Source organism: Burkholderia sp. AU45274, from assembly GCF_030482505.1.
In the GTDB taxonomy this organism is placed as follows: domain Bacteria; phylum Pseudomonadota; class Gammaproteobacteria; order Burkholderiales; family Burkholderiaceae; genus Burkholderia.
In genome coordinates this window covers 91464-117338 of record NZ_JAUJQE010000003.1, presented here as the reverse complement: position 1 = coordinate 117338, position 25875 = coordinate 91464, and the positions used below count along the sequence as shown (strand labels likewise).

Here is a 25875-nt window from a genome sequence, read left to right as displayed (position 1 = left end):
CGCGCCCGCCCGGCAGCATCCCGATTCCCCTGGTCCGGCGTACCTGCCCGACCCGGCCGGCCCACCGGCCGATCCGCCTGGAGAAAACCGCATGGAGTCCTGCATCCGCCGCGACGAGCCGACCGGCAGCACCGCGTGTCAGGTGACGCGCCACCGTGCCGGCGAAGCGCGCGACACCGTCGACAGCGTCGTCGAGGAAACGCCGGTTGCACTCGTGTTCAACGACATTGCGCACACGGTCATGATGGCGACCCCGATCGACCTCGACGTGTTCGGCCTCGGCTTCGCGCTGAGCGAAGGCATCGTTGAGCGCGCATCGGACGTGTTCGACCTCGAAAGCGAATGCCGTGCGGGCAGCGCCGAAGTGCGGCTGACCGTGTCGCAGCAGGCATTCATGGCGATGAAGGCGCACCGGCGCGCACTGGCCGGCCGCACCGGCTGCGGCGTCTGCGGGATCGAAAGCATCGCGCAGCTCGACCTGCACCCGCCGCGCATCGCCGCCGCCGGCACGGCCGCCGGTATCGGCGCGGCAGCGATCGAACGTGCCGCGCGCGCGTTGCCGGCCCACCAGACGCTGATGCGCGAGACGGGCGGCATCCATGCGGCCGCGTGGTGCAACCGCGACGGCGACGTGCTCGACGTGTTCGAGGACGTCGGCCGCCACAACGCGCTCGACAAGCTGATCGGCCGGCTCGCGCGGCGCCGCGCGAACCTGCATGACGGCTTCGTGTTCCTGTCCAGCCGCGCAAGCTACGAACTGGTGCGCAAGGCCGCGCGGGTCGGCATCCCGATGATCGCGACGATCTCGGCGCCGACCTCGCTCGCGATCGACGTCGCCCGCGAAGCCGGCGTCCGGCTGGTCGGCTTCTGCCGCAACGACGGCTTCGTCGAGTACGTGTCGCCCGACGCCGCTCAGCCCTCTCAACCCGATCAACCCGCGCTCGCTCAAGCGCATCCGGCGCGCTCCTGATGAAACCCCTGACCGATTTCGACACCGCGCAGCAGCATTTCGCCACTGCGTTCGCGCCGCTCGGCGCCACCACGTCCGTCCCGGTCGCGGAAGCCGCCGGCCACGTGCTGGCCGCGCCGCTCATCGCCGTGCTCGACCAGCCGCCGGCCGACCAGAGTGCGATGGACGGCTACGCCGTGCGTCACGCGGATCTCGCGCACGGCGAGCCGCTGCACGTCGCGCAGCGCTGCTACGCAGGCGACACGCCGGCGCCGCTGGCCCCGCGCACGGCCGCACGCATCTTCACCGGCAGCGTGATTCCGCCCGGCGCGGACACCGTCGTGATGCAGGAACACGCACGCGAGCAGGACGGCTGGGTCGCGTTCGACGCGCCGCAGCGCAGCGGCTCGCACATCCGCCGCCAGGGCGAGGAAGTGCGCGCCGGCGACCGGCTCGTGCCGGCCGGCGTGCGCATGGGCCCGATGCACGTCGGCGTGGCCGCCGCGCAGGGGTTCGCGCGCGTCGACGTGCGCCCGGCGCTGCGCGTCGGCATCCTGACGACCGGCGACGAGCTCGTCGCGTGCGGGCAGCCGCGTGCGCCGCAACAGATTTACAACAGCAATGCGCCGATGCTCGCCGCGCTCGTTTCGGGAACCGGTGCCGAAGTCGCGATGCGCCTGCATGCGGCCGACACCGCGGCCGCCGTCGATCGTGCGCTGCGCGATCTGCACGCGGGTTGCGACCTGGTGATCTGCGTCGGTGGCGCATCGGTCGGCGACAAGGATCTGCTGCGCCCCGCGCTGGACGCGCTCGGCGCGTCGTTCATCGTCGCCGGCGTGCGCATGAAGCCGGGCAAGCCGGTTGCACTCGCCCGGCTCGACACGCGGCCGGTGGTGTTGCTGCCCGGCAATCCGGGGGCCGCGATGACCGCGTTCGCGCTGTTCGTCGCGCCGCTGATCCGCCGCCTGCAGGGGCGCAGCGCACGCCTGCCGATCGTGCCGTCGCTGCCGATCGACGCCGACTTCGAACCGGATCCGCAGCGCGAACGCTTCGTGCGCGTGCACTGCACCGTCGGCCTCGACGGCACGCCCGCGCTCGACACGCTGCGCCAGCAAGGCGCCGGCACGCTGCAGTCGCTCGTGCAGGCGAGCGGGCTCGCGCGGCTGCCGGCCGGGCAGCGCATCGCGTGCGGCGACGCGGTACCGTATTACGAATTCGCGCACTGGCTTGCATGAGCGCGATGACCCTCACCCGCCCGATTCACGGCCTTCGCCGTCGCGCAGGTCGTACGACGAACTGTATCCCTGCAATTCGGGCGCGATTGTGTCCCTGCCGCGAAAACCCCGCGGACTATCCTCACGATGAGGCTCGTCACGCGCCGTGCGCCTGCCCATCCGCACACGCACGGCCGACCGGCGACGCCCCACCGCTTACTTCTTGCAGGCCGACGAACCGATCGTGAATGCCATCGTTTCCGCCGCGCCGGCCGCTGCCGCACTATCCGGCGGCGCATCGCCCGGCGCATTCCCCCGCACGACCGACACGCTCGGCCGCCCGCTGCGCGACCTGCGCCTGTCCGTAATCGATCAATGCAACTTCCGCTGCGGCTACTGCATGCCGCGCGAAAGCTTCGGCGCCGACTATGCGTTCATGCCGTCGTCCGAGCGGCTGTCGTTCGCGCAACTCGAAAAGATCGCCCGTGCGTTCACGTCGCTCGGCGTCGAAAAGATCCGCATCACGGGCGGCGAGCCGCTGCTGCGCCGCAACCTCGAAGCGCTGATCGAACGTCTCGCCGCGCTGACGACCGTCGACGGCAAGCCCGTCGAGATCGCGCTGACGACCAACGGCTCGCTGCTGGCCGCGAAGGCGCGCACGCTGCGCGACGCGGGCCTGTCGCGCGTGACGGTCAGCCTCGATGCGCTCGACGACGCGGTGTTCCGCCGGATGAGCGACACCGACGTGCCCGTGTCGCGCGTGCTGGCCGGCATCGAGGCCGCGCAGGCGGCGGGGCTCGCGCCGGTCAAGGTCAACGCGGTGATCGAGCGCGGCGCGAACGACGACCAGATCCTCCCGCTCGTGCGGCACTTCCGGCACACCGGCGTGGCCGTGCGCTTCATCGAATACATGGACGTCGGCGGCGCGAGCTTCTGGTCCGGCGACAAGGTCGTGCCGGCCGCGCGAATGCGCGAGCTGATCGACGAACACTATCCGCTCGTGCTCGTCGGCGAACCGGCGCACGATGCGACCGCGATCCGTTGCGCGCACATCGACGGCGCGGGCGAAGTCGGCTTCATCGCGAGCGTGTCGCATCCGTTCTGCGGCACCTGCTCGCGCGCCCGCGTGTCGGCCGACGGGCAGCTCTACACGTGCCTGTTCGCGACGCAAGGCACCGATCTGCGGCCATGGCTCGACGACGCAGCGTCGAGCGCCGACCTCGCCGCCGCCGTGCGCGAACGCTGGACGCACCGCGACGACCGCTATTCCGAGCGCCGGGCCGCACGGCCTGCCCGCGCGCCGGGCAAGACCTATCCGACCGTGCGCATGTCGCTGGTCGGCGGCTGAGGGGCCGCCGCGCGCCCCAGGCCGCACCGCCTACAGGAGAATCGTCATGACGAGCTTCACCGAATCCCGTGCCGGTCTGCCGGACGATCCGTTGCACGCGGGCAGCCCCGCGCCCGACAACGCGACCGACCCGCATCCCGAACCGCCACCGTCGATTGCCGCGGGCTTCGAAGTGCGCGTCCAGTACGCGTCGATCGATGCCGGCGCCGAGCTCGCGCCGATCGTTCGCAATCCGAATGTCGGCGCGGTCGTGAATTTCCTCGGCGTGGTGCGCAACGAAGGCGACGTCGATGACGTGATCGCGCTCGAGGTCGAGCACTATCCGACGATGACCGAACAGGCGCTATGGAGCATCGTCGAGGAAGCCAGCGCGCGCTGGCAGCTCGAAACGATCAAGATCGTGCATCGCGTCGGGCGCATTCCGCTCGGCCAGACGGTCGTGCTGGTCGTGGTGGCCGCCGCGCATCGCGGCGCCGCGTTCGACGCGTGCGAATTCCTGATGGACTTCCTGAAGACCCATGCGCCGTTCTGGAAGAAGGAGATCCGCCACGACGGTGTGTCCGGCTGGGTCGAGGCGAAAGCGCACGACGACCAGGCGATGCGGCGCTGGGGCTGATTGCGTTCGCTTCGTGTTTCCGATTCCGCCGCTCCTTCTGAAGACAACGCAATGAAACTGACGATCAAATACTTCGCAAGCATTCGCGAACAACTGGCAATCGATGAAGAAACCGTCGAGATCGATGCGCGCGAACTCACCGTCGACGCGCTGCGCGACACGCTGGCCGCACGCGACGCGCGCAGCGCGGAAGCGCTGCGGATGGACCGGCCCGTGCGGGCCGCCGTGAATCTCGAGATGGTGACGGGGGGCTTCGTCGTGCGGGAGGACAGCGAGGTGGCGTTTTTCCCGCCGGTGACGGGGGGTTAACCTCGGTCACGCAAGCCTCCGGGGCACCCGATTGCGAGCGCCCGGCCGGCGATGGCTTCTGCGCGGCCACCGCTGCATGCCGTCGAAATGACAAAGCCGGCACCAGGCCGGCTTCGTCGTTGAAGCACACGATACCGCGCGTGCCCGCTCACCGCATGCACGCCGCCGCCAGCTTCCCGACCGTGATCACCGCCTGCTCGATTTCCGGCGACCACGGGCTGCTGTAGTTCAACCGGATGAAGTTCCGGTAGCTGTCCGTGATCGAGAACATGTAGCCGGGCCCGATCGTGATCCCCTGCTCCAGCGCGAGCTGGTACAGCCGCATCGCGTCGATCTGCGCGGGCAGCTCGACCCACAGCACGTACCCGCCCGCCGGGCTCGAGATGCGCGTGCCTTCCGGAAAGAACCGCGACACCATCGCGCGCATCAGGTTCGCCTGCTGCGCATACGCCTTGCGCAGGCGCCGCAGGTGATGCTCGTAGCCGTCGCGTTCGAGAAACTCAGCGATCGCGAGCTGCGGCAGCGACGGCGTCGCGAGCGTGTTCAGGAATTTCAGCTTCTCGACCTGGTCACGATAGCGGCCCGGCAACGCCCAGCCGATCCGGTATGCGGCCGTCAGGCTCTTCGAGAACGACGAGCAGTGCAGCACGATCCCGCTGCGGTCATACGACTTCAGCGAACTCGGATGCGCATCGCCGAAATACAGTTCGTTGTACACGCCGTTCTCGATCAGCGGCATCCCGGTCTTCGTCGCGAATTCGACCAGCTCGCGCTTGCGTTCGTCCGGCATCTGGAAGCCGAGCGGGTTCTGGAAGTTCGGCATCACCATGCACGCGGCGATCGGCTGCGACTTCGCGATCGCGGCCAGCGCCGCGATGTCGATTCCGTATTCCGGATGTGTCGCGACCTCGATCGCCTTCATTCCCATCCGCTCGATCGCGTGCAGCATCGCGTAGAACGTCGGCGACTCCACCGCGATCGTGTCGCCCGGTTTCGCAACGGCCTGCAGGCACAGGTTGATCGCCTCCGTCGCGCCGACCGTCACGATGATCTCGTTCGGGTCCACCGACATCCCGTTTTCCAGGTAGCGGCGTGCAATCTGGCGGATCAGCCGCGGATGCCCCGGCGGCAAGCCGTCCGTCACGCCCCACAGCGATTTGTCACGGCCGGCCGCATACGCATAGCGGTTCAGCTTCTCGAACGGAAACAGGCTCGGGTCCGGATACGGCGAGCCGAGCGGCACCGCGTCGTCGGTACCGATCGAGCGCAGCGTCGACAGCACCAGCCGGCTCACGTCGACCGACGACGAGATCGCGATCGGCTTCGACGGCCGCAGCTCGCGCACCGGCGCATGGCTGTCGTCGCGTCGCAGGTTCACGAAATAGCCCGACTGCGGCCGGCTTTCGAGCAGCCCGCGGCTTTCCAGCAACAGATACGCATGCAGCACGGTCGTGATGCTGATCCGGTGCTGCTGGCTCGCCTGCCGCACCGAAGGAATCCGGTCGCCGTGCCGGTACACGCCCTGGCGGATCAGGCGCTCGATGTCGTCCGCGAGTTTTTCATAGAGTTTCATCGCGTGCCTCCCGCCGGCTCGCGCAGCTGGGCTGCCCCGCCGTTTGCGTCCGACACGCCCGTGTTTCGCCCGCCGGCCGGGCCGTCGTGATTCCTGATCTTTCCCTCCGGTTTTGCCTTTTCCATCGCACTGGCTCTCTCTTGAAGATGCGCCGACAGGGTTCCGGTACGACTGGATCTGCGGCACTGTGCACTTGATGATGGAATCTTAAGAGCAGAACAGTTGGCGACGAGTACACACATCGATCGCGCGAACAAGAGTACAGTTCGGCGCGCATCGCGCATCGCGGGAGAACTGTACGTCTTATGAAATGGGCCGCGATGCCGGCAAATCGCGCGCAGCGACGCCGGACGGCGCGCGTGGCTTTCAGGGCATGACAACGAACCGCAGATGCCTCCCTGCGGCCGCGGGGCGGCCGGTACACGTTGCCGGTCATTCGGAAGTAAAAACTGTTCGATCTAACAGTTTTTCTCTCAACATCGTCGCTTATGAGCCAAAACTCGTCGATCGCACGGTTTACGCTTGAATTCTTCCATTGAGATGCAATACTGTTTGATCTCACAGTTTTTATCCTGCCGAGCCGGCAACGGTAGCAGGGCCCACCATGCGATACACGATCGAACAGGCATCCGACATCGGCGGCGTGATCCGCGCCGCGCGGAAAGTGCAGCAACTGCGCCAGGACGACGCGGCCGGCAGCGTCGGCGTCAGCGAGTCGTTCATGGTCAAGGCCGAGCGCGGCGCGGACACCATCCAGTGGGCCAAGGTGTTCCAGATCCTGCAGGGGCTCGGCGTTCGGGTCGTCGTCGACATTCCCGACGCCAGCGAGGAACTGCTCGAACGCCAGTCGGCGCGCGCGAGCCATCGGGCCGGCGTGCGTGCACGGCGCGCGGCCGAGCGCCTGCTGCTGCGCGCGGACGCCGCGCACCCGGCCCCGGCCGGCGAATCCGCGCCGCCCACCCGCGCGGCCGCACGCGTGCTCTCGGCCGCACGTCTCGTGCTGTCGCCTGTCGAAGCGTTCGGCGTGGGGACGGACGACACGCGCCGCCCGCGGATCAGGACGACCGACGCCGGCCGTCAGGCCTCGGCCCGTGCAATCGAGATCGCGCGCCGCGTGCTGACAGACGCCGGTGAAGCCGTACCCGACCACGCGCGCCCCGCCGGCGAGGACGTGTCGCATGACTGAGCGCACCCTCGTCGCCGCCATCGACGGCCAATCAATCGGCACGCTGCATGAAAACCGCAATCTGTGGGCGTTCGAATACGCGCCGTCGTGGCTCGCGCAGGCGTCCCGCTTCGCGCTGAGCCCGCATCTCCCGCTGCAGGCCGGCGTGCTGCGCGACGGCGCGACCACCCGCCCCGTCCAGTGGTATTTCGACAACCTGCTGCCGGAAGAATCGGTGCGGGCGCTGCTGGCGCGTGACGCGGGCCTGCCCGACATCGGCGACGCGTTCGCGCTGCTCGAGCACTACGGACGCGAATCGGCCGGCTCGGTGACGTTGCGCCTGCCGGTGGACACGGCCGACGAGGACACGCGCCTGCGCCCGCTCGACGATACCGAACTCGACGCGCGCATCCGCCACCTGCCTGCCGTGCCGCTGACGCACGACGCGCCGAAGAAGATGTCGCTCGCCGGCGCGCAGCACAAGCTGCCGGTCGTGCTGCGCGACGGCGCGCTGTTCGAGCCGAGCGGCCAGGCGGTGTCGACGCACATCCTGAAGCCGAATCATCCGCACGCGCACGACTATCCGCATTCGGTCATCAACGAGTGGTTCGTGATGACGCTCGCGCGCCGCGTCGGCCTCGACGTGCCCGAGGTCGAGCGCCGCTACGTGCCGGCGCCCGTGTACGTGATCCGCCGCTTCGACCGCGCGCAGACGGATACCGGCGTCGAACGACGCCACGCGATCGACGGTTGCCAGGCGCTCAACCTGCCCGCGACGATGAAATACACGGGCTGGTCGCTCGACGCGCTCGCAACGCTCGCCAACGCGTGCCGCGCGCCCGCACCGGTTCGCCTGCGCCTGTTCCGCTGGCTCGTGTTCTGCATCGTCGTCGGCAACGGCGATTCACACCTGAAGAATCTGAGCTTCCTCGTCACCGACAGCGGGCTCGCGCTGGCACCGCACTACGACCTGCTGTGCGACGGTGTCTACGAAACCGCGACTTACAGCGCGCGCAGCCGCTGGCCGGACCTGACGGAATTCACGCGGCCCGTCGCGGGTGTGCAGCGCTATGCGGATTTCACGCGCGACGTGCTCGACCAGGCCGGCGCGACGCTCGGGCTGACGCGCGCGACCGCGCAGCGCCACATCGACGAACTGCTCGCGCGCATTCCGGTGCAGGCCGACGCGCTGCTGCTCGAGATCGCCGCCGACAACGACGCGATGAAGACTGCCCGCCCCGAACTCACGGCGACGCTCGGCGGTGAGATGCACCTGCTGCGCGCGATCCGCCATATCGTCATCCACGAGATGGTCGAGCGCCTGCGGCCGCGCTGACGCCACGACACCACCCAAGCCGATCCGATCCCGCCACGCGAGGGCCGCCCAACCTCATGACCGAATCCGTCCACCCGCCCCTCGTCGACCAGCTCGTCGCGCGGCTGACCGGCACTGCCGACCACCCGCGCTTCACCGGCGCGCCGCTCGACCTGTCGACGCTCGACGCGCACGCGCTCGGCGCGGTGTGGCCCGCGCTGCGCCGCACCGAGGAATACGTCGCGCAACACGACTACGCGTACGACGATCCGCGCGCCGAGTTCGCGCGCTGGCTGCGCACCCAGATCGACGCGCTCGAGCTCGCGCCGCTCGTCGACGCCGAAGCCGCGCTCGAACTGTTCCGCGACATTCCGGCCGGCGCGTGGCAGCGCGCGTTACAGGAACTGTCGTGTCTCGACGCGCTGCCCGCGCCCGCACTGCAGGCCGAACTCGCGCGCATCCTCGGCGAACCGCAGAACGACGGCCTGCAAAGACTCTCCGTGTACGGGAAATATGCCCTGCACGCGTTCGCCGGCCAGCGCGACATCACGGCCTTGCGCGACGCGTATGCGCAGTTGAACGCCGATTCACCGGCGCGCGTGCGCGAGCTCGACGTGCTGCCCGAACTCGGGCCGGCGGCGCTGCTCGCGCTGGCCGCGACGAACGACGGCTATTTCGCGCCGAAACGGCTGTGGTTCAACGCCGACGATCCGGCCGCCACGCTCGCGGAAGAGCCCGCTTACGTCGACTTCGCGCGCGACACGCTGACCGACGCCGCGCGGCACGTCGCCGCGATTCACGCGGGTGACGTCCCCTATCAGGCCGATCGCGCGTTCACGACCGACGACGCGCAGGTCGTCGCGCGCGCGGCGCGCGTCGCGGCCTATCGCGACGCGCCGTGGCTCCCGCCGCTGATCGGGCCGCTGCTGACCGGCGTGTGCGTCGCGCCGACCGCCGCGAAAACCGCGCCGTCGCAATCGCTCGCGATCGCGCTCGGCCATGCGGTCGAGACGATCCCGACACCCGAGAGCGTGCGTGCGCTGCGCGATGCGCTGGCCGCCGTGCGCCACGCGGGCGTGCAGAAGAAGCTCGCGCGTAACCTGAAGCCCGCTGAACGCGCGCTCGGCGAACGACCGCACACCGCGCTGCGCATGACGCTCGACGCGAAACCCGACAAGAAGCAGCTCACGATGCTCGCCACCTGCATGGAAGCGGGTTTCTGGCAGTCGATGACGCTCGGCCATGCCGAATGGCGCGAGCGCCTCGTCGATGCGCCGGCCGGCGCCGCGTTCTCGACCCGCACGATCTGGCAGGCACGCGCGCGCGACGGCGCGACGGTCTCGTTCATGCCCGATATCGCGAAGGGCAAGGTCGTACTGCGCGACGCCGCCGGCGTGGCGTGCAAACTCGACGTCGACAGCGAGATCCGGCTCTGGCATCCGCTGCTGGCCGATGCTGACGAGCGGCTCGCGTGGCAGCGCGCGATCGTCGGCCGTGCGATCCGGCAGCCCGTTCGGCAGGCGTTCCGCGAGTTCTACGTGCCGGCCGACGAAGACACCGCGACCAGTCATTCCGCGATGTTCGAAGGTCATGTCCTCGCAAGCCGCCGGCTGCTCGGCGTCGCGCGCCGCGAAGGCTGGTCGATCCGCGCGTACGACGACGGCCTGGCACGCGAGTTCGGCGACGTGCGCGCGACCTTCAGCGTCGCCGCGCGGCTCTTTCCCGGCACGGACGGCCAGGGCACATCGGGCCGGCTGCACGTCGAACGCAGGCACGAGCGGCGCTGGATGGCCGCGCCGATCGGTGAAATCGATCCCGTCGTGTTCTCGGAAGTGGCACGCGCGGTCGACCTGCTCGTCAGCGTCGCCGCCTTCGCGCTCGACGATGAAGCGCCGCGCGCGGCCGACACGCCGGCGGACCCGGTGCGCCAGCGCGCCGCGCGGAACGCGCGCGAGCAGCGCCTGCACCGGCTGTCCGACCTGCCGCTCGGCGCGATGGCGCGGCATCGCAAGCAGGTGCTCGCGCTCGTGTTCGCGGAGCCGATCGCGCAAGGCCGGGTGACGCTCGACGAACGCCATGTGCGCGTCGGCGCGTGGTCGGTGCATTGCGCGACCGGGCGCGTGACGCGCGACGGCGAACCCGTCGAACCCGCGATCGAACCGCCGCCGTCGCCGCTGCGCGCGGTGCCGTGGCTGCCTTATGACGAAGCGCTGCTGCAGCGGATCGTCGATGTGGTCGCGGGGTTGCTGGGCTAAACCGGAAAATGAATAGCGCCGTCGAGATTCATTTCTCGACGCCGATAAAACGATCGACGCGTTTCCGATCGCCCTATTCATTCGGTATATATCGGTCGGGCGGCTATGATAACGTTTTGCTTTCGCTTTCTTTGCGCACCATCACGACATGCCTGCCTACGTCAAACCCAGATGGTTACGGGATCTGCTGCGTTTCCTCCCGTTGAAAAGCCAGTTCGTGCTCTCGGGAAACGTCCGCGATTTGCAGGCCTGTGAAGTGGCCCCCGACGTGGTGACGGCGCAGTCGCTGGTGAATACGCTCGGCGACAATCTCCGCGAGGCGGGTTATGCGCAGCTGGTCGTCTGGAATCCGGTTTCAGGCTTCACGGTGCCCGATAGCCGGGTATCGCCCACGGAGCCTCCCGATGAAACCCTGCGACGTCTCGGCCTGACACCGGTCGATGGCACGGCGCCGGGCGGCATCGATGTACTCACCGCATGCATTGAACGCCTGGTCGCGCTGCCCGGCCCGCCGGTTGCCCTCGTCGTCGATTTTGCTTCTCGACTGGCGATTCGCGCCGAAACGCTGAACCCGGCCGAGCACACGCTGTTCACACGCGCCCTGGTGCTGGCACATATGGCGGCCCCCCGCCCCGCGGGAGAACTGCGACGTCCGTTTTTCAATACCGTGATCTGGATCGTCGACAAGGAAGGCGATCTGCCGGACTGGTTGCTGATCGACAATCCGCGCATCCGGCATATTCCCGTGTCGAAACCCGACAGTGCCGCCCGTCGCGCGTTGGCCGGTGCATTGCTGCGCGGCGTACCCGGTGCGCAGGCCGCTACGCCGGATCATCTGGCCGAGGCGGCATCCGCCTTCGTCGACGGCTCCGAGGGATTGCTGCTCGCCGACATGAATGCGATCGCCACGCTCGCCCGCGTCGAGCAGGTGCCCCTCGATAAAATTGCCGACGCCGTGCGACGTTATAAAGTGGGCGTCACCGAGGATCCGTGGCAGCAAATCGACCGCGACAAGATCCGTCACGCCGACGCATTCATTCGCCGCCGCGTCAAAGGCCAAGCGCATGCAGTCACGCACATGCTCGATCTCGTCAAGCGCGCCATGACGGGGGTGGGTTCTCAACGGAAAGGCAACCGGCCGCGCGGTGTCGCCTTCCTCGCCGGTCCGACCGGCGTCGGGAAAACCGAACTCGCCAAAACGATCACGAGCCTGCTGTTCGGCGACGAAAGCGCCTACATCCGCTTCGACATGTCGGAATTCAGCGCGGAACACGCCGACCAGCGACTCATCGGCGCGCCGCCCGGCTACGTCGGCTACGACGTCGGCGGAGAATTGACGAATGCGATTCGCGAACGCCCGTTCAGCGTGGTGCTCTTCGACGAAATCGAAAAAGCGCATCCGCGCATTCTCGACAAATTTCTGCAAATCCTCGATGACGGCGTGCTGACGTCAGGGCGCGGCGACCGCGTGTATTTTTCCGAAGCGCTGATCGTTTTCACGTCGAATCTCGGCATTTACCGCCAGGACGAATCGGGTCAGCGCGTCGCGAATATCCATCCAGGAAACGCCTTTGCGGACATCCAGAAAAAGGTACTCGGGGAAATCCAGCAGCATTTCAAGTTGGTCCTGAACCGGCCTGAAATCCTGAACCGCATCGGCGAAAACATCATCGTATTCGACTTCATCCGCGACGATGTCGCGACGGAGATCTTCGAGCAGATGGTGCGTGCCGTGCTCGACGACGTCGCGTCCCAGGGGATCGCCGTCGACCTGGACGCCAGTTCCAGGATCGCGCTCCAGGCGCAATGCCTCGGCGATCTGTCCAACGGCGGGCGCGGCATCCGCAACCAGATCGAAGCGCACCTGCTCAACCCGCTGGCACGCGGCCTGTTCGATCAGGACGCGGCCGCCGGCGATCGATTCGTCATCTCGGGCATCGACTCGGGTTCGTTCCAGTTGCAAAAGCAGTAGGCCATGGACATCCGTGTTTCGCGCCTGCACTTTCCCGTGACGACGCTCGGGCCGGGGCAGCGGATCGGCATCTGGTTTCAGGGTTGCGCGGTCCGATGCCCGGGCTGTATTTCGATGGATACCTGGGCACATGCCGGGGGCGAAACCACCGTCGATGCGCTGTTGGCCCAGGTCCGAGCCTGGCTGCCTGACGCCACCGGCATCACGATCTCGGGCGGCGAGCCGTTCGAGCAGGCCGATGCGCTGATTGCGCTCCTGCATGGCCTGCGGCAACTGTCGGCGGGCGACATCCTCGTCTACAGCGGCTACCCGATCGAATCCCTGGCCGATACGCTGGCCCGCGCCGACGGCCTGATCGATGCGCTGATCTCCGATCCGTTCGACATCGACGCGCCGCAGACACGCGCGCTGCGCGGCAGCGACAACCAGCGATTGCATTGCCTGACGGCCCTCGGCCACGCGCGCTTTGCGCAGTACGAGCGCGCGCCGCCGCACAGCGGCAAGGCGCTGGATGTCATGTTCGACGAGGACGGTAGCGTCTGGTTCGCGGGGATACCGGGCCGGGACGATTTTCATCGATTGAGAGACCTTTTGACCGATCAGGGGCATCACGTCCGGATCAGTGCCGACAAGGCGAGAAACAGATAAGACAGGAAATGTCAGCCATGATGCGTTTTTGCCCGAATTGCCGAACCGAGCGGTCGGTGGACGAGTGGTACTGTGCCGGCACGGTCGGCGATGCCGTTTGCAACTGGGATTTGTCAGGCGTACCGATCCGGGCAAACGGCTGGCGCCCCCAGGATGTGGTCACGGTCGAGACGGTTAGCCAGCAAGTGGCTGCGGACGTGCCCGGGTCTGCCCTGCCGCCCTCGTTGTCGTGCACGAACGGCCATCCGATGAACGACGGCGACCTCATGTGCCTCGAATGCGGCGCGGATCCGGCCATGCCCGCCGCCGCCCAGCCGCTCGGCGCCGGCGACGAGGGTCCTGCCGGCCGCTCGGCAGAGGACGCGCCGCCGCCCGTCGAAGAAACGCGGATCGACGGCTGGCGGTTGTTGCGCCAGATTTCCAGCACGGATGGCGTGCGCGAACGCTACGTGGCCCAGCAGGACGGGACCGGCCGGCAAGCCGTCCTGACGCTGTATCGACCGGGCGCGGAACCGGATCCGGCGGTCTACGACGTGGTGCGCCGCCTGCCGCGCGAGCATGTGCCGGAGATCATCGCTACCGGACGCTGGGATCAACGTGCGTACGAAGTCGCCGAGGAGATGAGCGGCGGGACGCTGGCGGATCTCGGCATGGCCGTCCGCGATAGCGCGACGATCCGCCATGTCGTCGATGAACTGGGCCAGGCCTTGCAGGCGTTTTCGGACGTGGGGCTGCGGCATCGGGACCTGCGGCCCGGCACGCTGCTGGTGCGCAGCCGCGAACCGCTGGATCTCGTCATCAGCGGCTTCGGTTCGGCACGGCTGTCCGAATTCGATCTCGATATCGTCTCGCCGCTCGAAACGACGCGCTACATGGCGCCCGAGGCCATTGCCGGCGGTGTCGCCGCGGCGTCCGACTGGTGGAGCCTCGGCATGATCCTGCTCGAGCAACTGACCGACGGACGCTGCTTCGAGGGCATCAACCCGCGCGCGTTTCTGATTCACGTGCTGGCCAACGGCGTCACGCTGCCGGACGACCTGGATCCGTCGCTTCACCTGCTGCTGCGCGGCCTGCTCGCGCGCGATCGACATCAACGCTGGCAATGGCCGCAAGTCAAGGCCTGGCTGGACGGCAAACCGGTCGATGCACCATCGGCGGCGACGATCGATGCCGATGGCGACGAAGGCGCCAGCATCGCATTGGGCGCCCGCCAATATCGCAAGCCGGCGATCTTCGCGCTCGCCGCGGCGGAGCGCGAGAACTGGGAAGCGGCACGCGATCACCTGAATCGCGGCGTCGTCCTGACCTGGGCGGAACAAGCCGGTGCCGATGCGAAAGTGCTGGCCGGCCTGCGCCAGGTTGCGCAACTCGACGGCGTCGATGACGATGGCCGCCTGATGATCGCGCTCAAGCTGCTGAATCCCGACATGCCGCTCATTCTGCGCGGCGACATCGTCACGCCCGGCTGGTTGCTGCACAACCCGTTGGAGGGTTACGACCTGGTGACCGGGCCGGTGCCGACGTTCCTGGCGCGGCTGGGCACGGAAAGCTGGCTGTCCAGGCTACGCGCTCGAGCCGATGAAGTACGACACCGGGCCGCGCAGCTTGGCATCGAACTGAACGAGGACCTGGTGCGCATCGCGCTGCTTTCCACGTCGCGTGCCCAATTGGGCGCGCAATGGGAAGAGCGACGCCTGTTGTTGCCGGATTCCGATCATCACGGCCTGCTGTCGCTGTCGGAACGCCGCGTTCTCAGCGAGGAAGACCTGATCGTTCTGCTGAGCGCGGCCATTTCGCAGTTTCGCTCGGTCGACGAGATCCTCGACCAGGCGGCGGCCATCGCGGAACGAGAGCAGATTCTGGTCTTCGATCGCCAGGCTGCCCGGACCGCGCTTGCGCTGCCGCGCGTTGACCTGTTCCATGCCGTCGACGACCGCATCGCCGGATTCGCGCGCACCGGCAACCCGACAGTCGATGAATGGGCGGAGCAGTTCCGGCTGGAACGTCGCTTGCCGCTGCACGAAGTGGTCGTTCTGCTGTCGGTGCCCGCCGAGCAGTGGCTGGAGCCGCAGAAGCAGCAATACGTGTCGCAGATCCTCGACTTCTTCGAGAAAAAAGTCGCCACGACCGTCTTGCGCGGCCCATTGGTACGGATGACCATCGGCAAGACCACGGGGCGCGTCGATCTTCACGAACTGAACGGCGAGCGATTCGCCAGCACCGCACTGCTCGACCATCTGCTCCAGCGCAATGTCCAGACGGTATCGGTGGACCCGGCCGTGTTCGGTGCAAACGGAACGCTCGAGGGCCGGTTGAACACGCTGTACCGGCAGACCTCGCTCTACAAGCGGGATACCGGCATCGACGGCCTCTATCTCGGTTTCCCGTTCCTGCTTTACAAGGATCATCGCAGCACGACGCGCCCTCGTATCGCCCCCGTGCTGTTGTGGCCGGTCAAACTGTTGATGGAACTCGGCACGCGACGCCAGGTGGCGATGGCTTTTGACGGCGAGCGCGAAGAGGTTCGCCTGAATCCCGCACTCGAGGGCCTGCTGGGACGCGAAGCCGTCAAGGCGTGGCGTGTCGCAGCCGACGAGGTGCTCGGACGTTCCGCGTTGAAAGCAGCCGACGTGGTCGATGCGTTCGGCCTGCTGGCCGACGTGGAAAGCCGCAAACTCGGCGCGCTGCCGCCGCCGACCCTCGACCTGCCCGCCGGCGCGACGCGTCTCGCCTGCGCCGGCGTGCTCTTTCACGTCGACTTCGCCGGCCAGGCCATCGGCGAGGATCTGCGTCAGCTCAAGCAATTGTCGCCGTCCGGCACGGCGCTCGAATCGATGCTGCGGCTCAAGGACAAATCCGACTACGATGCGTCCGAGGCCAAGTCGACCGAGCTCGACCGATTCCTGACGGTGGCGAGCGATCCGTCGCAGGAAGCGGCCATCCTGCAGGCGCGTCAGGGCCCCGGCCTGCTGGTCGAAGGGCCGCCGGGTACCGGCAAGAGCCAGACGATCGTCAACATGGTCGCCGACGCGATCGGACAAGGCCGGAGCCTGCTGATCGTCTGCCAGAAGCATGCGGCACTGGAAGTCGTTCGCAAGCGTCTCGTCGCGGAAGGCCTGGGCGATCGCATCGTGATGCTCAACGACGTCAACAAGGATCGCGAGCCGACGATTCGAGCCGTCCGCGAGCAACTGGATGCGATCTTTCACGGTGCCGTGTTCGACCACGGTTCGATACGCCAGCGTGAACGCATGGCCGCGAGAATCGAGGCCCTCGAGGGCGAACTCGATCGCCAGCATGCCGCGCTGCATCGCGTCGACGAATCGACCGGCCTCAGCTATCGGGGGCTGCTCGGCGAATTGATCCGACTCGAGGCCGGCACGCCGCCCGTCAGCGTGCCGCAGTTGCGTACCCGGCTTGCCACGCTGGATATTTCGGCACTGACCACGCTGGAAGAACACTGCGCACCGCTCGCCCGCTACTGGCTACCGTCGAAGTTCGAAGGCAGCCCGCTGGCGCAATTGAAATCGTTCGCGACCGATGCCGCCACGCTCGACGCGTTCAACGCGGCCTTCGCTGATTTCCGCGAAGCGGAGCGCCTGCGGATCGAGACGCTCGCCGCGCATCCCGCGCGCTTCGATGTCGACGACCCCGCCCCGTATCGGGCGTGGCTCGATGCCAACGCCGGCCGCCTCGTCGCGCTGGACGAGACGCAACGCAAACGGCTGGCTCAATGGCTGCCCTTGTTCCGACCGGCCGACAATGCCGATGCGGAAGGCCATCGGTATTACACGGCGCTCGGTGCATTGCATCGCGATCTGTTGGCCGTCGACACCAGCGGCTTCGACGCGGTGCTGTCGGCTGCCGTCGCGCACCTGCCGGATCCCGCGCTCCGCAAGCTCGAGGCCCAGGCGACGTTGGCGACTCGCGCCCCGTCGCTCTTGCGCCGCCTTAACCCGGTCACGTATCTGCGGCGTGGCCGCCTGATGAAATTCGTCACCGGCTGCGGCGCGCCCGCAACCGACGAGACGCTCCGCAAGCTGCTGGCCGCCAGCCGGCTCGAACAGACCTGGCGGCCGCTGCGCGACACATTGAACACGATCAGCCGGGCCTTGCATCTCGAGACGGTCGAACCCGCCTGCGGGCCTGCGCTCGCCGATGCCTGCCTGACCCGCCTGCGCCAGCTCGAGGAGATCCGCGAACTCGCGCAGCATCTGGCGATCGCGCCCCGCGGCGACGAATTCGACTCGGCCGTGATGACGGGCGACCGGGCGCCCGTCGAACAATTGCTCGACGGCTTCGAGACCGCGTTCGTGCGGCACAACGCGCGCCAGCATAGTCTGCGGGCGCTGAGGTTGCTCGACGAGTGGCTCTCGGCAGAACTCGTCACTGCGTGTCGGCAGGCCATCGCCGACAACATCAGTTATCAGGCGCCGTTGAACCGAATCGGCGATGCGTTGCCGACGCTGGCCGCGTACCAGCAATTCCGCACCCGGGCACGGCATGTCAGCGCCGACGCACTCGACGTATTTGCGATCATGCGCGACCACGAAGACGCGCTGACACGTCTGCCGCCTGAACGCCTCGACGACGCCGTGCGGCGCATGATCAACCGCGAGGCGCGGCTCGGATGGAAGCGGCGCATGGAGCAGGACCATCCCGAGTTGCTGCTCGACCAGAGCGAAACGGCCGCCAAGATCGAAGCACTCGCGGCCGCCGACGCGGAAATGCGGCGCCTGAACCGCGAGATGCTTCGCAACGGCATCGACCACGGCCGACTGGGTTCGGCGCGCGATTGGGAAGACGTGACGCGCTTGACCGGCAGGCGCTCCCGGCGTCTGCGCGAATTCATCGAACTCGGGACGGGGCTGGGCCTGATGGCGCTGCGGCCGGTCTGGCTGATGAACCCCGACGTCGCGAGCCGCGTACTGCCGCTGAAATCCGGGCTGTTCGATTCCGTCGTCTACGACGAGGCCTCGCAGATGCCGGTGGAATACGCGATTCCGACGCTGTTCCGCGGCAACCTGTCGATCGTCAGCGGCGACGAGAAGCAAATGCCGCCGACGGCGTTCTTTTCGAGCCGGGCGGACAGCGACGAGACGGACATCTTCGACGGCGAGCAACCCGACGAGGGCGCGACGGAAGACGAACGCGAGCGCTTCGAGGACACCTGGAACCGGCGCGAAATCAAGGACTGCCCTGACGTGCTGCAACTGGCACGGAGCGCACTGCCCGTGTCGACGCTGCAGATTCACTATCGTTCGGCGTATCGAGAGCTGATCGGCTATTCCAACGCCGCGTTCTACGAGAACAACCTCAGCGTGCCGGTTCGCCATCCGGATGCCACGGTGCGCGAGGTCAAGCCGCTCGAACTCATCCAGGTGAATGGCCTTTACGAGCAGCAGACCAACAGCGACGAAGCGGATCGCGTGGTCGCCTATCTGGCGCAACTGTGGCAACAGCCTTACGCGCAGCGTCCGTCCGTCGGCGTGGTCACGTTCAACCGCAAGCAAGCCGACCTCATTCTGGAGCGCCTGGAGCAGCGCGCGGAAGAGGATGAAGCATTCCGCGACGCGTATCGCGAGGAACTCGAGCGAACCGATCGCGGCGAGGACATGGCCGTGTTCGTGAAGAACGTCGAGAACGTCCAGGGGGACGAACGCGACATCATCGTCTTCTCCACGACCTTCGGGCGCAACGGCCAGGGCACCTTCCGGCGCATGTTTGGCGTGCTGGGCCAGAGCGGCGGCGAGCGGCGCCTCAATGTGGCCGTGACGCGTGCGCGCCACAAGGTCGTGCTCATCACGTCGATGCCGATCCGCGAGATCTCCGACATGCTCACGACGCAGCGCAAGCCGGCGATTCCGCGCGATTATCTTCAAGGCTATATGGAATACGCACGCGCGATGTCGAACGGCGAACTGCCCGCCGGCCGCGCGTTGCTTGGCCGCATGAGCAGCGAGCGCGCGCATGCGAAGTTGCGGCAGACCGGTGGCGTCGACGGCTTCGCGGAAGATGTGCTGGCTTATCTGCAGGAACTCGGCCTGTCGCCGGTGCCCGCCCAGGAAGGCGACGCCTTCGGGCTCGATTTTGCGATCGCCGATCCGGAAACCGGCCTTTATGCGATCGGCATCGAGTGCGATGCGCCGCGTCATCCCCTGCTCGAACATGCGCGTGCGCGGGAAATCTGGCGGCCGTCCGTGCTGGGGCGCGCCATTCCGACGCTGCATCGCGTCTCGTCGCAAGCCTGGTACCACGAACCGGAGACAGAGAAGGCTCGCCTGAAAGCAGCCGTAGCGCAGGCACTGAACCAGGAGGTGATGGCATGAGCGGCCCGAAAGTCGTCAGGATCGTGACGCGGGAGGAAATCGTCGCGATCTGCGAAGGACATCTGCAGCGCCTCGACCAGGCCATTGCCACCTGGATTGCCGAAGGCCGACGTACCGGCGTGCTATCGGACGACGAGATCGCGGCAACCCGGGCTCGACGTGAAGCGCTGGCCGCAATGATCGCCGCCGACGCGTTCGTGGAATTACAGAAGAAAGTGCCCGACGAGATGGCTTTCCTGAAGGCGGATCTCGCCCGGCGTCAACAGGTGGCAGTCGAGCAGGCCGAGCAAGCAGCGAAACGCCGGCGGCAAGGACGGCACGGCGCGACGACCTTGCTCGGCGCGCTGGAAGCGAAAGGGATCGAAATTCCGGCCGAACTCCGCGGCCAGCTTGATCGCCTGCGCTCGGGCGACCTGCTCGAGCAGGCCGATGCGCTGCTGGCGCAAGGGTTCGCCCTTCTGACGCCGGCTGTTGGACGCACACTCACCGATGCGCAACGGGCGCTGGCGAATCGACTGATGCCCGCCGAAGCATCGGCGGACTTCGAGACCTGGAAGGCCGCGCAACGAGCGGCGTCTCGTGATCCGTCCATCGACCGTGTCGATCGACAGATCGGGGAGGCACGGGTATTTCTGGATCCGCAAGCCGTTGCGGGGTTTTCGTCGAGACTGGATGCGCTCGAAGACGAGCTGAACGACGCGCGCAAGAACCTGTTGCTCGACAGCCTGATCCTCGACCTGTCGAGTGCAATCGAGGCCGCCCGTGCACGTCGTGCGGCGATCGCGGCACTGGAAGAACTGACGGCGGAGATTCGGGCTTGCCACACGGCAGACGCGACGATTTTTGTCGAACGCGCTCGACAGTGCGATCTCGCCACCGCGCCGGACATCGTGGCCGAGTTGACCCGAACCGGACAGGACCTGATCACGCAGGTGCGGCAGCAACAGGCAGCGGAGGCGCGGCGCAACGCGATCCTGAACGGTCTGGCGCGACTCGGCTACGAAGTGCATGAGGGCATGGCGACCGCATGGGCGAAGGACGGCCGGGTCGTCGTCAAGAAAGCTTCGCTGCCGGATTATGGCGTCGAAGTCGGCGGTCAGGCGCAAGCCGGTCGCCTGCAGGTTCGGGCCGTCTCCCTCGTCGCGAATCGCGACGTGGCCCGCGACAAGGATGTCGAAACGCTCTGGTGTGGCGAGTTCGGCCGATTGCAGGCGTTGCTGGCCCAACATGGTGACGACTTGCTGATCGACCGTGCGATGGGGGTGGGCGAGGTACCGCTCAAGGTGGTTGCCGAACTGGCCCCTACTTCCGGCACGGAAGCAGCCGTGCGCACACTGAAGTAAGTCGTGCTGGAGAGCATTTTCCGGGCGCGGTAGGCCGCGCGCCGTCACGCATGCACCGCCTACCGCGCCGCCTGCTGCCGCTGCACCTCCTGCGCTTTCATCTGCAGATAGGCGCCGCGCTCGACCTCGTGCAATTGCTGCGGATACTGCTCGGTCGCATCGAACCAGCGCGCGAGGCGCTGGTCGAGCGGCTTGTCGAGCGTCGCGAGATACGTGTCGATCGCGAGGTAGTAGCGCATCGTGTTGCGCTCCAGCAGCCCGCGCACGCCGCCGACGTACTGCGGCTGCGCGGCCGATCCGCCGCTGACGGTCGTGAAGCCGACCTTGTCGCTGCCGACGGTCGCGAGGTAGGTCTTCATCGCCATGCGGCCCACCGTGCCGAAGCCATACGAATACGTCAGATGCAGGAACGTGCGCGACGCGCCGACCGGCACGGCCTCCAGCGCGATCCGGTAATCCTTCGTGCCCATCGGGCCGCTGTCGGCGGTCAGGTCGACCTGGAAATAGTCGGGCGTCGCGGCCGCCACGCGATAGCGGAACTGCACGCGGTAGGTGTCCGGCAGCTTCTGCTGGATCTTGCGGCCAAGGTTCACGTCGAGCACCGGGCCGTTGCCGCCGGTCGACGCGTGGCAATACTTCGTGTTCAAGTGCAGGATCAGCACCGCGCACCAGTTCGCGGGGCCCTGCGCGGGATCGTCGAGCTGGCCGCTCACGACCGCATACGGATAGTCGACCACCGCGTAGATGTCGCCCTTCAGCGACGACGACGCTTCCGCCGATTCGAGCACCAGCGGCCGGTGAAACGCGTTGTCCTTCAGTTGCGGGCCGAGGCTGCGGTAACGTTCGAGCAGGGTCGCCGCATCGTCCGCGCCGAACGACAGCGCGCTCCAGCCCACGCACAGGGCCGCGACGAGCGCGTGCCGGGCGCGGCGAGCAAGCCACGTGCCGCGCGGATGTCCGGATGTCTTCATTCTTGTGCTCCCACCGGATGCGCGATGGTCGCGCACATGTGACACAGAATACGCCTGGCCGCAGCGCAACATGGCACGCGAACGAACCCTTATCGGCGCCGCCTCACCGGCACCGGCAACTGCGCGGCGGTGATACGGATCAATGCCGACAGCCATTCGCGATCGTCCCAGCGCTCGCCGGCGATGACGAGGTGCGGCTTCGCGGCCGGATACGGCGAACCTTCTTCGCACGTGCCGAGAAACGCGCGGCCTTCTGCCGTCGGCTTGACGAACAGCCGATCGTCGCAGACGAGCGCGACCATCTTGCCGTCGCAATAAATGCCGTATTCGCCGAACATCTTGCGTGCCGATACCGTACCGGCCGCCGCCATCTGCTCGACGATGAAATCGACCGTGCCTTGGCTCGATGCCATCGCTGTTCCTTTGAAAAAGTTTATGACCGCAGTGGGTGGCCGACCGTTCCGCCTGATTGGCAGAGAGGTGGCCGTGCGTCATCCATTCGTCTGCGGAACGCGCATTCAGGCACGGGCTGCGAGCCTTTCCGGCTCACGACGCGCGGCCAGCTTCCGCCCGATCGGCACGACGCCGTTACTTGTCGGCCGCGAACGCGCTCGACATCTGCCGCGCCCGCTTCACGTCGTCGCCATGCAGGTAAATCGACGTCGTCGAGATCGACGCATGGCGCAGGTTGTCGCGCACGGTCGTCAACTCCGCGCCGCGCGCCAACGCGTGCGTCGCATGCGTATGACGCATCCAGTGCGGGCTGGCCTGCCGCAACTTCTGCGCGAGCGCGGGGTTGTCGGCATCGACCTGATCGGCCGTCTGCGCGAAGAAGCGCTGCATCACCTTCCACAGCCGCACGCTCGTGATCGCGGCCGCACCGTCTTCCGCGAGGCTCGGGATCAGCGGCGTGTCGGGCCGCCAGCGCGACGGCGTGACCGGCAGCCGGCGTGCGACCAGGAAACGGTCGAGCCCCGTGCGCGCAAGCGGCGGCAGCGCGACGCGCGCGGCCTTGCTGCCCTTGCCGATCACCTTCAGCCACGCGTCGCCGTGCGCATCGGTCTCGATGTCGCCGAGCGTCGCGCCGACCAGCTCGCTCGCGCGCAGCCCGGTCGCATAGCCGAAATCGAGAATGAAGCGCAGCCGTTGCGCGGCGGCCGGCGTCCAGCCCGACTGCGGCGCGGCCGGCGTGCCCTTGCGGAACTCGAGCCCGTCGGCGATCGTGCGCACGAGCAGCCACTCGCCCTCGGTGAACGCATGCGACGTGTCGAGTGCGTTCGGGCCGCGCGTGTCGCGCACCTTGACGCCCGCGAACGGATTCGCGAGCAGGTAGCGCTGCTCGATCAGCCAGCGGAACAGCGCGCCGAGCACCGACAGCGTGTAGGCGGCCGAGCGCGCGGACAGCGCACCGGAGAACGGCCGCCAGTCGGGCGCGCTGCGCGGCCGCACGGGCCCGACCCAGCGCTCGTGCGGTGTCGGGCGCCGCACGAACGCGCGATACGCGACCGCATCCTCGGTCGTCAGCGAGGACAGCGCGCGGCCGCGCTCGACGATCGCCCACAGGATCAGCCGCTCGGCCTCCTTCCGGTACGCCCGCCGCGTCGCGGCCGATTCGTGCAGCGACAGCCACGCGTGCACGGCCGCGTAATCGTTGTCCGCATCGAGCGTGCTGGTCGCGCGCGGCGCGCGGAAGGTGCCGGCGGAGCCGTCGACCTCGTGCGGCAGCTTCAGTTGCTCCCACGGCACGATGGCGCCGCGCGGCGTCGCCGCGATCAGTGCGCGCGCCCGTTCGGTCAACGCCGGATGCGCGGTGAAAAACGCCTCGATGTGCCGCGCACCGGCCATGCCGAGGCCCGCGATCGCACGCCACCACTGGCGCCGGCGCGGAATCCGCACCGTGAGATCGGCCAGCGTCGCGATCCCGTGCGCACGCAGCGCGCCGACCGCACGCGCGGGCAGCCACAGGCCGACGTCGTCGCTGATCTGCGGAACCGGCGCACGCGCATGACGCAGCAGGCCGATCGCTTCGGCGGCCGCCTTCGCTTCCTGCCTACGCTCACCGTCGGCATGACCGAGCCGCTCCGCGAGATCGGGCCGGCCCACCTGCCGCGCGACGCGCACGAGGCGGCGGCGAATGCCGCCGATCACGCCGCGCGCCGACCGCCCTTCGCCGAGCCGATCGGGCAGGTAGCGCTCGACGGCCTGGCGCACGGTCATGCCCGCGTACCACGCACGCAGCGCGGCCAGTTCGTCGGCGTCGGGAAAGCCTGCGGGCGCAGGCGCGGAATCGGAGGAAGACGGTGAGGCGAGGCGCGGTTTCATGACCGCGAGTTTGACAGAAGCGCGCGCGGCCGGATACGTCGCGCGTGGGGTTCCGGGCGAGATACGCGTTCACACGCAGGACGCTCAACGTGGCCTGCTATGCTGCGCGCTGCATTCCCGCGTCATCCGCCCGCCGCTTCTTCGCATCACGTTGCGACGGGCGGGTTCCGCGTTGAACTGCGCTGGACGATCCGGCCATCCGTATCGGAATGCGCAGCCGGATATCAAAGGCTGCGTGGGTCGTCCAATGCAATTCCGGCCGTCGGTCAATCACACTTTTACCAACAAGAACCGCCATTTCATGACATCCCGCCTTCTCGCCGCGCTCGTTGCCGCGGCCTTGAGCTGCACCGCCCTGCCCGCCGCGTACGCACGCACCTACATCGCACCGACCGCGTCGCTCGGAAAAGGGGCTTACGTTCACCAGTTCGTGCTGCGGGACCCCGTCACGCACCAGCCGCTGCCGAATGCGCGCTACCGGCTGTTCCTGCCCGGTCAGGTCATCGCGGGGCTACCCGTCAAGCCGGAGGAGCATGACAGCGTGATCTTCGGCACGACCGACGCGGCCGGGCGCACCGTCCGGATCCGACTGCCGAAGCTGCATCCGGAGAAGCAATGGGTGTTCAACCCGATCGTCGGCGACGGCGATCTCGGCGAATCGTTCCGGCTGGTCGAGCCGGGCGGCTCGGCACCGATCGGCCATTTCCCGTACGTGCTGGACGTGGAGAACGAATACCTGGCGTGCGGCTATTCGGATGCGAACGGCTACACCTACTACGCGCAATCGCGCACGCCGCGCAACGTCAATCTTTACGCCGGCACGCTGGCCGGGTCGGCCGACACCGACTGGTGCGCGGGCGCGGGCTTGACGATCGCGAACAGCGCGAATGCGCCGGGCGCGCCTGACCTCTACACGCAATACCTCGGCAGCCTGGTCGCCAACCGCGACCGGATCAGCAGCGAGTTGCGGCAGCAGATCGTCGCCAAGCTGCTGTCGCTCGCGATCGCCGAACGCGATGAGGGGCGCGTGGCCGCCGCGCTCGATCTCGACAGGATTCCCGACGATCGCCGGAACGACATCGGCTATCGGCTCGCCGACGCCGGCGTCGCAGTCGAGCGCGGGCTCGCGATGATCGACGCGCATCTCGCGGAATCGCCGGACGATGCGTATGCGCTCGACAGCAAGGGCTGGGCGCTGTATCGCCTCGGCCGCAACGACGAGGCGCTGACGTGGTTCGACCGCTCGATTGCGATCTTCGCGAAGGGCGGCGACACGGACAAGGACGCAAGCGAAGCCCATGCGACCGGGCTGACGCACAAGGGCGAAGTGCTGTGGAAACTGGGCCGCCAGGATGAAGCGCGCGAAGCGTTCGCGCAGGCGCGGAAGACTCAGCCGAAGAACGACGAGCTGGCGGAAACGTTGAAGCGGCTGGCGATACGGATCGGGCAGGACGACACGAACGCGCCGGGTACCGCCAGCGAATAAGTGGAAAAGCCGCGCGGCAGCGACTGCCGCCGGTCTTGCGGAAAGCGGTTGCCGGCTGCC

17 protein-coding genes are annotated in these 25875 nt (G+C 67.7%); 13 read left to right on the top strand and 4 right to left on the bottom strand.

Annotated features, from left to right (window positions below; genetic code table 11):
- Positions 1 to 91 precede the first annotated feature (91 nt).
- From fdhD to moaD, 5 genes are all read left to right on the top strand, one after another.
- On the top strand, positions 92 to 970 hold the full coding sequence (gene fdhD / locus QZM35_RS13305; protein ID WP_089429574.1) for a formate dehydrogenase accessory sulfurtransferase FdhD: 879 nt from the start codon (positions 92 to 94) through the stop codon (positions 968 to 970).
- Positions 970 to 2184, top strand: coding sequence for a gephyrin-like molybdotransferase Glp (gene glp, locus QZM35_RS13300; protein WP_174970860.1), 1215 nt, complete (start codon positions 970 to 972; stop codon positions 2182 to 2184). The genes fdhD and glp overlap by 1 nt, the downstream gene beginning before the upstream one ends.
- A 202-nt stretch (positions 2185 to 2386) precedes the next feature.
- Complete coding sequence (gene moaA / locus QZM35_RS13295) at positions 2387 to 3511, top strand: GTP 3',8-cyclase MoaA (RefSeq protein ID WP_089433620.1); 1125 nt, start codon at positions 2387 to 2389, stop codon at positions 3509 to 3511.
- A 46-nt stretch (positions 3512 to 3557) separates the two neighbouring features.
- Positions 3558 to 4127 carry a molybdenum cofactor biosynthesis protein MoaE gene (locus tag QZM35_RS13290; protein WP_089429570.1) on the top strand — a complete coding sequence of 190 codons (570 nt, stop codon included), beginning with the start codon at positions 3558 to 3560 and terminating at the stop codon, positions 4125 to 4127.
- A 51-nt stretch (positions 4128 to 4178) separates the two neighbouring features.
- Positions 4179 to 4436, top strand: coding sequence for a molybdopterin converting factor subunit 1 (moaD, locus tag QZM35_RS13285; protein ID WP_089429569.1), 258 nt, complete (start codon positions 4179 to 4181; stop codon positions 4434 to 4436).
- A gap of 148 nt (positions 4437 to 4584) precedes the next feature.
- Here moaD and QZM35_RS13280 read toward each other — a convergent pair whose 3' ends face one another.
- On the bottom strand, positions 4585 to 6009 hold the full coding sequence (locus tag QZM35_RS13280) for a PLP-dependent aminotransferase family protein (protein ID WP_089429568.1): 1425 nt from the start codon (positions 6007 to 6009) through the stop codon (positions 4585 to 4587).
- A gap of 604 nt (positions 6010 to 6613) precedes the next feature.
- Here QZM35_RS13280 and QZM35_RS13275 point away from each other — a divergent pair.
- The 7 genes from QZM35_RS13275 to QZM35_RS13245 all read left to right on the top strand — a co-directional run bounded on the left by QZM35_RS13275 (position 6614) and on the right by QZM35_RS13245 (position 21036).
- Positions 6614 to 7195: a transcriptional regulator gene (locus tag QZM35_RS13275; protein ID WP_301776102.1), complete on the top strand. Its 582-nt coding sequence runs from the start codon at positions 6614 to 6616 to the stop codon at positions 7193 to 7195.
- Positions 7188 to 8510, top strand: a complete 1323-nt coding sequence (locus QZM35_RS13270; RefSeq protein WP_089430113.1) for a HipA domain-containing protein — start codon at positions 7188 to 7190, stop codon at positions 8508 to 8510. The genes QZM35_RS13275 and QZM35_RS13270 overlap by 8 nt, the downstream gene beginning before the upstream one ends.
- Before the next feature lie 56 nt (positions 8511 to 8566).
- Positions 8567 to 10744 carry a DUF4132 domain-containing protein gene (locus tag QZM35_RS13265; protein ID WP_301776101.1) on the top strand — a complete coding sequence of 726 codons (2178 nt, stop codon included), beginning with the start codon at positions 8567 to 8569 and terminating at the stop codon, positions 10742 to 10744.
- Positions 10745 to 10892: 148 nt separating this feature from the next.
- A complete protein-coding gene (locus QZM35_RS13260; protein WP_174970869.1) occupies positions 10893 to 12716 on the top strand; it encodes an AAA family ATPase in 1824 nt (607 codons plus the stop codon).
- Between the two features lie 3 nt (positions 12717 to 12719).
- The gene (locus tag QZM35_RS13255; RefSeq protein ID WP_089429564.1) at positions 12720 to 13364 is read left to right on the top strand and encodes a 4Fe-4S single cluster domain-containing protein; all 645 of its coding nucleotides are present in this window, start codon (positions 12720 to 12722) and stop codon (positions 13362 to 13364) included.
- Between the two features lie 17 nt (positions 13365 to 13381).
- Positions 13382 to 19693, top strand: a complete 6312-nt coding sequence (locus QZM35_RS13250) for an AAA domain-containing protein (RefSeq protein WP_367620786.1) — start codon at positions 13382 to 13384, stop codon at positions 19691 to 19693.
- Entirely contained in the window at positions 19690 to 21036 is a 1347-nt protein-coding gene (locus QZM35_RS13245) for a hypothetical protein (protein ID WP_174970875.1), read from the top strand. The genes QZM35_RS13250 and QZM35_RS13245 overlap by 4 nt, the downstream gene beginning before the upstream one ends.
- Positions 21037 to 21095: 59 nt before the next feature.
- Here QZM35_RS13245 and QZM35_RS13240 read toward each other — a convergent pair whose 3' ends face one another.
- From QZM35_RS13240 to QZM35_RS13230, 3 genes are all read right to left on the bottom strand, one after another.
- Positions 21096 to 22007 (bottom strand): hypothetical protein, encoded by a 912-nt coding sequence (locus QZM35_RS13240; RefSeq protein ID WP_089429561.1) that lies wholly within the window; start codon positions 22005 to 22007, stop codon positions 21096 to 21098.
- Positions 22008 to 22096: 89 nt separating this feature from the next.
- A complete protein-coding gene (locus QZM35_RS13235) occupies positions 22097 to 22420 on the bottom strand; it encodes a TfoX/Sxy family protein (protein WP_089433609.1) in 324 nt (107 codons plus the stop codon).
- A gap of 175 nt (positions 22421 to 22595) precedes the next feature.
- Complete coding sequence (locus tag QZM35_RS13230) at positions 22596 to 24329, bottom strand: site-specific integrase (protein WP_089429559.1); 1734 nt, start codon at positions 24327 to 24329, stop codon at positions 22596 to 22598.
- A 301-nt stretch (positions 24330 to 24630) separates the two neighbouring features.
- Between QZM35_RS13230 and QZM35_RS13225 the strand changes: the two genes are divergently transcribed.
- Positions 24631 to 25815 carry a M48 family metallopeptidase gene (locus QZM35_RS13225; RefSeq protein ID WP_301776099.1) on the top strand — a complete coding sequence of 395 codons (1185 nt, stop codon included), beginning with the start codon at positions 24631 to 24633 and terminating at the stop codon, positions 25813 to 25815.
- The last annotated feature ends 60 nt before the right edge of the window (positions 25816 to 25875 follow it).